The following is a 9,825-nucleotide window of genomic DNA, read 5'->3' on the forward strand; positions in this document are numbered from 1 at the left end:
GCGAGTTGACGCCGTCCGCGCCCACCACCAGATCGTAGGAGCCGCGCAGGAGCTCGGCAGCGGGTGCGGGCGTCGAGAAGTGCACCACCACGCCGGTGGGCCCGGGGGTCCCACCCGTCCCCGTCGGCGAGGGAGACGGCGTCGGGTTCGGCGCCGGGTTGGGGTTCGGCGACGGCGACGGGTTGGGATTGACGTTCCCCTTGGCCATGAGCGGCTTATCTCCAGTACTGCGTCAGAACAAGCAGGGTTGGCGGGATCCCGGCTGGGAAGGAGCTACTGCCCCGACTGCCTGGTGGGGCGCTCGGTGGCGGTCGGCCGCGTCGGCTGCACCGGGGCACCACCGGACTGGGCAGGCGCCTCGTAGCCGGCCGCGTACTGCACCGGCTCGGCGGGGACGGCGTCCACGCTCGAGTAGGCGGTGCGGGCCTGCAGCGGGTTGTAGCTCTCCGTCGGCTGGGCTGCCTCGAACGTGGGCGACATCCGCGGCGTGGTGTCCCAGGCCGCGACTGACTGCACCGGCTCGGCCGGGGTGGACTCGGTGAGGTACATCTCCCGCGGCTGCAGCGCGTCGTGGTGCACTGGCGCGCTCGACGTCATCGAGACGCCGGAGGTCATCGTCGAGTCCGACGCCACGTTCATGTGGGTCGGAGCCATCGGTGCCTCGACCGCGCTCATGCGCTGCAACGGTTGCATGGGCTCGACGGCGTCCATCCGGTGCATGGGCTGCAACGGTTCGACGGCGTCCATGCGCGTGGGCATGGTCAGGTGGGCCGGCTGAACGGCGTCCATCCGCTGCAACGGTTGCATGGGTTCGGCGGCGTCTACGTGCCGGAGTGCCTGCATGGGTTCGGCGGCATCCACGCGTCGGAGTGCCTGCATGGGCTCGGCTGCGTCCATGTGGGTTGGCCGGACTGCGTGCATCGGCTCGGCGGCGTCCACCCGCCGGAGAGCTTGCATGGGCTCGGCCGCGTCCATCTGCGTGCGTGCCACGGGGTGCGCGAGCGAGTCCATCTCCGTGCGGCCGGACACCATGTGCATCGGGGTCGCCGACTGGGCTCGAAGCGCCTCGGCCTTGCCGCCGTCGGCGTCCATGACCGTGCCCACGTGGGCCTGGGCTCGGAGCGCCTCGGCCTTGCCGCCGTCCGCGTCCATCACCGTGCCCACACGGGCCTGCGCGAGCGTGTCCTGGGCCGTCTTGCCACCGGAAGCACCGGGAGGCGTGTTGCCGCCGCCACCACCACTGCCACCACGGGCCGCGTCGACGTCCTTGCCCACGTCCCGCTGGGCCTTCCAGCCCTCGTAGGAGATCTCGGCGACGTCGGCGGAGTTCTCGAAGCGCTCCCAGCCCTTGCTGATCTTCTTCATGATGTCGTCGAGGTCGCCGATCCGCTTCATCTGGCGGCCGAGGGCGGCGACGACCCGAGCGACGCGGGAGGCGATGTTGACGCCCAGTGCGACCGCCTTGCCGACCGCGAAGCCGATGAAGGCCGGGATCGAGGCGCCGAAGGTCGGGATCATCGCGGCGGCGGCGAGGATCGCGCCGCCGATCAGGCCACCGATCAGCTGGGCGATCAGGTCGCGGACGATGTCGCGCAGCACCGTGACCAGCATGCCCATGATCGCGACGATCTTGGCCTTGTTCTCGACGGCGTTGGCCAGGTCGTCGAGCTCCTGGTACATGCCGTCCATCGAGGCCTTGAAGCGCTCGGACGACTGACCGGTCCAGCCGTCGAACGTCGCCAGCCCGTTCTTGTGGTCCTCGGCCAGCGTGCGCAGGTCGACCGCCTGCTTCTTCGTCGCCTCGACGTTGGCCTGGATCTCCTCCGGGTTGCCCATCAGCTGGTTGAGGGCGTCACGCAGGAACGACACGTGCTCGATCAGCCAGCCGACGCCGGCGCCGATGATGCTGCCCAGCGGGTCGATCGCGAGCATCACCGTGGCCGAGGCCGCACCGATCGCGTTGAACGTGATGTCCAGCGCCTTCTCGGTCTCGGACTCCGCGTCCTTGCCGATGCCGTCGATGAGGCTGCCGTACGCCTCGATGAACAACGAGCCCTTGAGCTTGTTCTCCTCGGTGATCTTCATCCCGGGAGGAGACGGGAGTGGAGTTTCCGGAGCGGTCATCGCAGTTCCTTACCAGGGCTGGTTGTCGTCGTCGTCATCGTCCGCGTGGCGCGGGCGTCCGCGGACGGGCGCCGGCTGCGGGGCCGCCGCGGGCTGGGCCACCGGCGGGGGAGCCGGGGTGGGTTCCGGCTCGTCGTCGATGTCGTACTCGTCGGTCTCGTCGAGCTCCTCGTCGGACGGGATCGAGTCCGAGACCATCTGGTACGCCTCGGTGCCCTCGCCCAGCGGCTTGAAGATCTCCAGGACCTTCTCCGCCGCCTGCTTCTGGGCGTGCCGCGCGGTCTCCAGGATCAGCGCGGTGAGCCGGGGCGCGCCCAGCTCGACCGCGCGGTGCCCGAGGACCAGGTTCTGCAGGCCGCCGTTGGGGCCCACGGTCACCGTCACCGCACCGTCCTTCGACGTCACGGTCGCGGTGGACGCCGCGAAGTTCTCCTGCAGGTCCTCCGACTTCTTCTTCAGGTCGGCCAGCTTGGCCTCGTACTCTTCGACCCACTGGGTGGGGTTCGCGGGATTCACACGGTCCTCCGGCGGCGATGGTTCAACGGGGAGCGCTCTCAGGCGAGCACGGCGTCGATTCGGGTGGCGATGCGGTCGTTGTCGGTCGGCGAAAGGCTCAGCCAGCCGTCCGAGTTGACCATCAGGTAGCGGCCCTGGTGGGTGTCGAACCAGTTGATCACGACACCCGACCGCTCCTGGCCGCGGGTGACGCCGAACTGGCCGCCCGCGATGCGGTTCGAAGCGAGCTCACCGAACTGCTTCGCGTCCTGAGTGGACAGACCGGCCTGCTGCAGCGCGGCCCGGTCGTCCACCTCGTCGGCCGCGCCCCAGAAGTCGCCGGAGTCCTCGGACTCCTCCGCCTCCTGGATCGCGACGGCATCGCGCAACGCCTCGACCCGCACGTTCACCGCGGTGCCGGGGCCGGGCTCGCCGTCGGGCAGCACCCGCACGATCTCGCGGGCGATGCCGGTCTCCCGGATCGCCAGCAGACCGACCCGGTCGCCGTCGATGATCGCCAGCACCGCCCGGTCACGGCCGGAGACCGCGAGCGCCCGCACCGTCCGGTCGAGTCCCGCGACGGCGTCCACGGACACCTCGTGGTCGTCGAGCAGCCGCAGGAACTCCTCCAGCCGATCGTTGTCCACCAGGCCGCGCTCACGCAGGTCGTCGAGCGTCTTCTCGCGCAGGACCCGCCGGTCCTGCTCGGTCTCGCCCTCGCTCGGCACGTCGAGCGGGTAGGGCATCCTGCCGAGCCGCAGCTCGTGCCACAGCACGTCGAACTCGCGCGGCGACAGCAGGAACTCGGGGTTGATCACGACGCGTCAGTCCCCTTCGGCTTCTTGACCTTCGCGCCGCCGATGACCGACGGGGGCAGGTTCTCGCCGGGGATCTCGAACAGGTCGCCGCCCATGATGTAGCTGGCGGAACGGTGTTCCTTGTCGTCCTCGCCCTTGCCGCCGGCACCGGGAGCACCACCCATGGGAGCGCCCGCACCCGCGCCGGCACCCGCCGCGGTCGCGCCACCGGGACCCGTCATGCCCATCGGCATTCCGCCCGCGCGGCCCTGCACACCGGCCGTGCCGCCGGGCTGCATCGAGCCACCGCCACCCGCCGCGCCGCCGGGTCCGCCGCCGAAGCCGCCCGCGCCACCGCCGGCCGCGCCGAAGTTCGGCATCGCACCGGGCTTCATGCCGGCCCCGCCGCCGCCACCGCCGCCACCGGGCATGCCACCGGGCGTCATGCCCTTGGGCGCGTTCGGGTTCTGCGGGTTGTAGTTCGGGTTCGGGATGTCCTTGCCGACCACGGGGATCTTCGGGACGTTCGCGCCACCGCGGGGCGTGTTCCCGCCCTGACCCGGCCCGCCGAGGTAGGGCGTGCCACCGGGTCCGAACTGCGGCGTGTAGTTGCTGCCGCCACCGCCACCACCGGTGTTCGTGCTGCCGGGTCCGAACTGCGGCGTGTAGCCCGGAGCGGACGGCGTGTACGTCGCGGCGGCCACGTTCGTGTTGCTGGGGTTGTAGTTCGGGTTCTGCGGGGTGTAGCCACCACCGCCACCACCGGTGTTCGCGGACGGGGTGTAGCCGGGAGCCGATGGCGTGTAGGCCGCGGGAGCGGCGGGCGCGTTGGCGGCACCGCCACCGCCGCCACCGGCGTTCGCACCGGACGGGCTCGGCGGAGCGGCCACGGCGCCACCGGCCGCCTGCGTCGACATCAGGCCGTCCACGCCACCGTTGAGCGTGGGAGCGCCGGACATGCGCTGCATCGCCATCACCGGCTCCTCGACCTGGCCGGTGTTCGGGTTGAACGGCGGCTTGAAGGTCGGCGTCGACGTGTCGATCTGCCGGGAGTTGCTCTCCATGGTGGTCATGACGTTGACCGCCTGGTCGTGCGCCGCGCGCGAGGCGGCGTTGGCGACCGCGATGTCCGCGGAGGCCAGCACGAACGCGGGCGTGCCCGGCTGCGACAGCGCGGCCGCCGCCTTGTTCCAGTCGAACTGGACCGGCGCGGGCATCTGCGCGCGGGCGGCTTCCATGACCCGGCCCTGGTCGGCGACCTTGTTGCCGACTTCGACGGCGGTCTTCGCCGTCTCGTCGACCCACGTCCCGAGCTTCTTCATCGCGTCCCGCGCGGCCTCGGCGGCGGCACCCGTCCACTTGGACTCCGACGCGGCGATCACCGCGTTGATGGTGCGCGAGGCCTCGGTGAGCTCCGAGCCGTACTTGCCCCAGTCGGAGCTGATCTGGCCGGCCTGGCCGGGGTCGTTGTTGTTGTGCACAGCGGCGTAGAGCTCTTGGTGCGAGCGTGACGCCCAGTTCTGGGGGTCCGTCAGGACCGGCTTGTTCTCGAACTCGCTCGGGTCGGTCTCGGGGGGCATGACCGGCTCGCCTCTCGCTTCGACGGGATCAGCTGGATCAGCTGTTCATGATCTTCTTCAGTTCGGCCTGGTGTTCCTCATCGAGGCGGTTGAAGTTCTCGATCGCCTCGACGATCGAGTTCTTCGTCTGCTCCAGCACCGTGCGGTACGCGGTCATGACGCTGACGAACGAGTACGGTTCACCCTCGGCCCGCTGGGTGAACTTGTCGCGCATCTTGTCGCCGACCGGGTTGGCGCCCAGCGGTGCCGGACGGGCGATGCTGTGGTTGGCGCGTTCGAGCCACGAGTCGACCTGGTCGATCTGGGCCTGGAACTGCTTGCGGAGCTCCTCGCCCGCGGCCGGGTCGAGTTGCACCTCTCCCGAGGTGACGGTGTCCTTCAGCGGGACAGCGTCGTTGTCACCGACGATGTACATACGTGCAGTATCAAGTACCTTTTCGGACATCGCCTCATTTCCAACCCGCGTGTAACCAATTGAGACTCGTGTTCACAATGTGTTGCCACGCAGCGAAACGGGCCACCACCAGGTGAACGGCCGATGATCAGGAAGATCGTTTGCCCTGGTTGTGGGAGCGCTCTCGGCTAACTGCCCATTCGGGCTCCGGATCTCTGTTCACATCACTGGAACGGGCCTTGACCAGGGGTGAGTGTGGCTCAAATCACAGTGGCCTCGAAGGCCGCATAGGCTCTTCTTGATCTCGATTACGCAACGCTCGGGCATCACCGGATCGGATGGTCTTTGAGGGAGCCGAAAAAACGGGCGAACACCCCGTGTCCGCCCGTTTTCATCGATGATCAATTCATGCCAGCACGGCGCCGATCCGAGTGGCGATGCGGTCGTTGTCGGCCGGGGAAAGGCTCAGCCAGCCGTCGGAGTTGACCACGAGGTAACGGCCCTGGTGCGTGTCGAACCAGTTGATCACCACGTCCGCGCGTTCCCGGCCGCGCGTCACGCCGAACTGGCCGCCCGCCACGCGGTTCGCGGCGAGCTCACCCAGTTGTTTGGCGTCCTGGGAGGAGACTCCGGCCTGCTGCAGCGCGGCCCGGTCGTCCATCTCCTCGTCGGCGGCGCCCCACGGGTCCTCCGACTCCTCCTCGTGCTCGGCTTCCTGGAGCGCGGCGGCCTGCTGCAACGTCTCCGCCCGCACGGACAACGCGTTGCCAGGACCGGGTTCCCCTTCTGGCAGCACCCGGACGATCTCGCGCGCCAGCCCGGTGGGCCTGATCTCCAGCAGGCCGATAGCGTCGCCGTCGATGATCGCGAGCACGGCCTGGTCACCGCTGGACGCGGCCAGCGCTCGCACGGTCCGGTCGAGCCCGAGCACCGCGTCCACGGCCACCACGTGGTCGTCCAGCAGCCGCAGCAGGTCTTCCAGCCGGGGGTCGTCGGCCAGGCCGCGGTCGCGCAGGCCGGCGATGGTTTTCTGCTGCAGAGCCTTGAGCTCCTGCTCGGTCTCGCCCTCGCTGGGCACGTCGAGCGGGTAGGGCAGCCGGCCGAGTCGGAGCGTCCGCCACAGGACCTCGAACTCACGCGGCGACAGGAGATATTCGGGCGTGATCACCCGAGCAGTATCGCCGGAGATCGGGGCTGGCGGCCGGGATTCACCGGATCGGCGTGTAGCTGCAGCGGCGGCCCGTCCGGACGTGGTCGCGCACGTGCTCGCCGATCACCGGGTCGGCCGCCGAGAGCGCGCTCACGGCCCGCCGGATCGCCTTGCCGACGGCGATGCGGGCACGTTCGCCGGAGTCGGAGAACGAACGGGACCGGCCGCCCAGCCCGGTGGCCGCGGCGATCTCCCCGGCGAGCCAGTCGTGCTCGGCCTGCTCGGCGTCGGTCAGGTCGCGGCCGCGCAGGCCGGCGAGCCTGCTCCGGTACTGCCGCAACGCTTCCGGGTCGAGCTGATCCTGGGCGGTCACCTCTTCGGTGAGCGCGTTCGTACCGGCGACGAGCTCGGCCGCGTCGATCTCCCGGCCGGGGTTCGCGGCGAGCACGGCGAGGTGGGCCATGCCGATGCCGCCGTCCACCAGGACGCTGCGGCCGCCGAGCCGCACGAGCCACTTCCTGCCTTCGCGCCGCACCGCGAGGTCCACGTCCGGCGGTGTGCTCATGCCCAGCGCGGCGGCTTCTTGCGCGCACGTCGTGAGCTGGCGGCGTGCCTCGTCGACCTCGCCCGCCCGTTCCAGCGCCTCGGCGTACTTGCGGCGTGACGACAGGGCGGCGGGCCAGTGCCCGAGCGCCTGGTTGTCCCGGATCGCGGCTTTGAGGTGGGTGAGCGCCAGCTCGACGTCGCCGAACGTCAGCGCCGCCAGCCCGAGCGGATGCCGCGCCGAACCGAAGCACGTGACGGCGAGGCTCGCCATCAGCGGCAGCCGCGCGAACGGCAGCAGGATCTCGTAGACCTCACGCGCGGCCTCGGCGTCGTCGAGCAGGTGCGCGGCGTCCGCGACCCCGCTCATCGTGACGAGCCACGTGCTGGAGCGGGGGAGCGCGCCGAGCCCGCGCCGGCACAGCATCGCGAGCGCGCCCTGGGCCTTGCGCCGGTCGCCGGAAAGCGCCGCGGCGACGGCGAGAGCGCTGAAGAACGAGTTGTCGACGGTGCTGAGCGTCGGCGAGTGCACCAGGTGGTCCAGCAACGGGAACAGCTCCGCCGTGCGGCCCTGGTACCAGCGGATCGCGCAGATCTGCGCGCCGTACCAGGCGGTCGCGTCGACGTCGCCGGCCTCGGCGCCGAGCTGCGCGCTCGCCCCGGCCAGCTGCTCGGCCTCGTCGAACCGGCCGTCCCTGATCGCGAGCATCACCTCGACCGCGCTCACCACGAACCGCACGGCCAGGTGGTCCTCGTGCTTGAGCCGTTCCTGCAGATCGGTGAGGCGGCGCACGGCGTGCGGGTCGGCGTCGAGGAAGTGGTCGACCACCTGCCACAGCAACGCCATCATGAGGTCGCCGCGGCGTCCACTGTGTTGTTCTCGCAGGCTCTCGCCGATCATCTCGGCGGCGAGCTCCTTGCGGAGGTCCACATGATCCGGTCCGAGGACGCAGTGGTGCGCGAGGCTCAGCGCTTCGACCCGCACCACCGGGTCGGCGGCTTTCCTGGCCTCGTCGAGGAGTTCGAGGATGTTCGCGTGCTCGTTGGCCTGGTAGTCGCTCTCGGCGGTGAGCCTGAGTCGCAGTCGTAGTGCGAGGTCCGACCTCGGTTCCACCAGGGTCAGCGCGTGCTTGATCCTCGACCGCACGAGTTCCGCCTCGGCCGCGGTGCGGTGTTCGTGCACCCACACGCCGCCGGCGCCGAGTGCTGCCGCCACGAGCGTGTGCACGTCACCGGCGCGTTGGGCGGCTTCGTAGGCCTGCGCGAAGTGTTCGCGGCTGGTGCGCAGGTCCCCGTGCCGCGCCAGGGCTCGCGTGCCTGCTGCCAACAACGACTCGGGCGTCACGCCGCACACCCAAGCAGACGCGTGGAACGGGCGTGGAACGGGGTGGAACGCCTCAGGTCGTGAAGCTTCGAGGGGTTGAATTGCTTTAGGGGGCAATGCTTTGAGACGCAATGCGTGGAGACGTGCGCTGGGCGCCGTCGTGCTGGCGCTCGTGGGCCTGGTGCCCGCGGTGCCGGCCGCGGCGGGGCCCGCTTCGTCTGCGACGTACGTGCTGGGGGCGTTCGGGTACGACCAGGGGTGGCGGACCGAGAAGCACCTGCGGGTGCTGGCCGATGTCACGCGCGACGGCAAGGCGGACGTCGTCGGGTTCGGCGAGGACGGCGTGTACACGTCGATCGCGTTGGGAGGCGGCAAGTTCACGCCTGCCAAGCGCGTCCTGTCGGGCTACGGCCACAACTCCGGATGGCGGATCGGCAAGCACCCGCGCTGGGTCGCCGACATCACCGGCGACGGCTTCGCGGACCTGGTGGGGGCCGGGCCGGACGGGGTGTGGACCGCGGTGGGGAACGGCGACGGGTCGTTCGGCCCGCTGCGCTTCGCCTCCGGTGTCATGGGTTCCAACGGGCGGCCCGGGCCGTTGGGGATTCAGCTGGGCGACGCGAACCTCGACGGCCGGATGGACCTGTACGCGTTCTCGGACGGGCGGCTGGACATCGCGCTGGCCTCAGGTGACGGTGGGTTCGCTGTTCCGTACCTGGCAACGGCTGAGTTCACCGCCGACCGGTACGACTTCAACCAGTTCAAGGTGGCGAACATCGGCGGGGACGCGCGGCCGGACATCCTGTCCGTGCGCTACCAACCCGGTTTCACACCGATGTCGGCGCTTGGGCGCGCGGATGGGACTTACGGGGCGTCGCAGCCGTCGGTGCCTTCGGCGGACGGGGTGTTCCAGGTCGGTGACATCACGGGTGACGGGTACGCCGACGCGGTTCGCTTCGGCAACGACGCCAACACCTACACGGGGCGTGCTGTCGGTACGGGCACGTTCACCGCGTTCGGCGTCGGGGTCGGCGACTTCGGCTACAACTACGGGTACGGCTACGGCACGTCGTCGCAGCCTTCACCAACGCTTGCCGACATCACCCGGGACAAGCGGGTGGATCTGGTCGGGTTCGGTTCTGCCGGTGTGGCCTCGGCCGTCTCTCGCGGGGACGGGACTTTTGGTCCGTCGCGGCGCGTTTTCGCGGACTTCGGGTCTGATCGTGGCTGGAGCGTCGCGCAGAACCCGCGGCTGCTCGCGGACATCACGGGTGACGGGGCGGCGGACGTCGTCGGGTTCGGCAACAAGGGCGTGTTCGTCGCTGTCGCCGACGGGGTGAGCGGGGCCGCCCTGGCAGGCGCTCCACGGCACGTCGGGCAGCTTGGTCCAGGACGCGCCGCCGTTGTGCGAGATCCAC

General features: G+C 70.3%; 8 protein-coding genes and 1 pseudogene. 1 reads left to right on the forward strand and 8 read right to left on the reverse strand.

All coding sequences use genetic code 11. The features are described 5' to 3' along the window. From ABZX92_RS43605 to ABZX92_RS43640, 8 genes and pseudogenes are all read right to left on the reverse strand, one after another. A pseudogene (locus tag ABZX92_RS43605) lies at positions 1-208 on the reverse strand (hypothetical protein); the annotation flags it as partial. A gap of 65 nt (positions 209-273) precedes the next feature. Then, a complete protein-coding gene (locus ABZX92_RS43610; protein ID WP_355571697.1) occupies positions 274-2,124 on the reverse strand; it encodes a hypothetical protein in 1,851 nt (616 codons plus the stop codon). Between the two features lie 9 nt (positions 2,125-2,133). Next, positions 2,134-2,640 carry a YbaB/EbfC family nucleoid-associated protein gene (locus ABZX92_RS43615; RefSeq protein WP_355571699.1) on the reverse strand — a complete coding sequence of 169 codons (507 nt, stop codon included), beginning with the start codon at positions 2,638-2,640 and terminating at the stop codon, positions 2,134-2,136. Between the two features lie 38 nt (positions 2,641-2,678). Then, entirely contained in the window at positions 2,679-3,437 is a 759-nt protein-coding gene (locus tag ABZX92_RS43620; RefSeq protein WP_355571701.1) for an ESX secretion-associated protein EspG, read from the reverse strand. Continuing rightward, complete coding sequence (locus ABZX92_RS43625; protein WP_355571703.1) at positions 3,434-4,996, reverse strand: PPE domain-containing protein; 1,563 nt, start codon at positions 4,994-4,996, stop codon at positions 3,434-3,436. Before ABZX92_RS43625 ends, ABZX92_RS43620 begins: the two co-directional genes overlap by 4 nt. 37 nt (positions 4,997-5,033) lie before the next feature. Continuing rightward, positions 5,034-5,411: a hypothetical protein gene (locus ABZX92_RS43630; RefSeq protein WP_355571704.1), complete on the reverse strand. Its 378-nt coding sequence runs from the start codon at positions 5,409-5,411 to the stop codon at positions 5,034-5,036. 385 nt (positions 5,412-5,796) lie between these two features. After that, the gene (locus ABZX92_RS43635; protein ID WP_355571706.1) at positions 5,797-6,558 is read right to left on the reverse strand and encodes an ESX secretion-associated protein EspG; all 762 of its coding nucleotides are present in this window, start codon (positions 6,556-6,558) and stop codon (positions 5,797-5,799) included. A gap of 40 nt (positions 6,559-6,598) precedes the next feature. Further along, on the reverse strand, positions 6,599-8,428 hold the full coding sequence (locus ABZX92_RS43640; RefSeq protein ID WP_355571708.1) for a hypothetical protein: 1,830 nt from the start codon (positions 8,426-8,428) through the stop codon (positions 6,599-6,601). 100 nt (positions 8,429-8,528) lie between these two features. Here ABZX92_RS43640 and ABZX92_RS43645 point away from each other — a divergent pair. Further along, positions 8,529-9,825, forward strand: a 1,297-nt coding sequence (locus ABZX92_RS43645) for a VCBS repeat-containing protein (protein WP_355571710.1), incomplete at its 3' end; no start/stop codon positions are given.

This window comes from Lentzea sp. NPDC006480 (genome assembly GCF_040611995.1).
Taxonomy (GTDB): domain Bacteria; phylum Actinomycetota; class Actinomycetes; order Mycobacteriales; family Pseudonocardiaceae; genus Lentzea.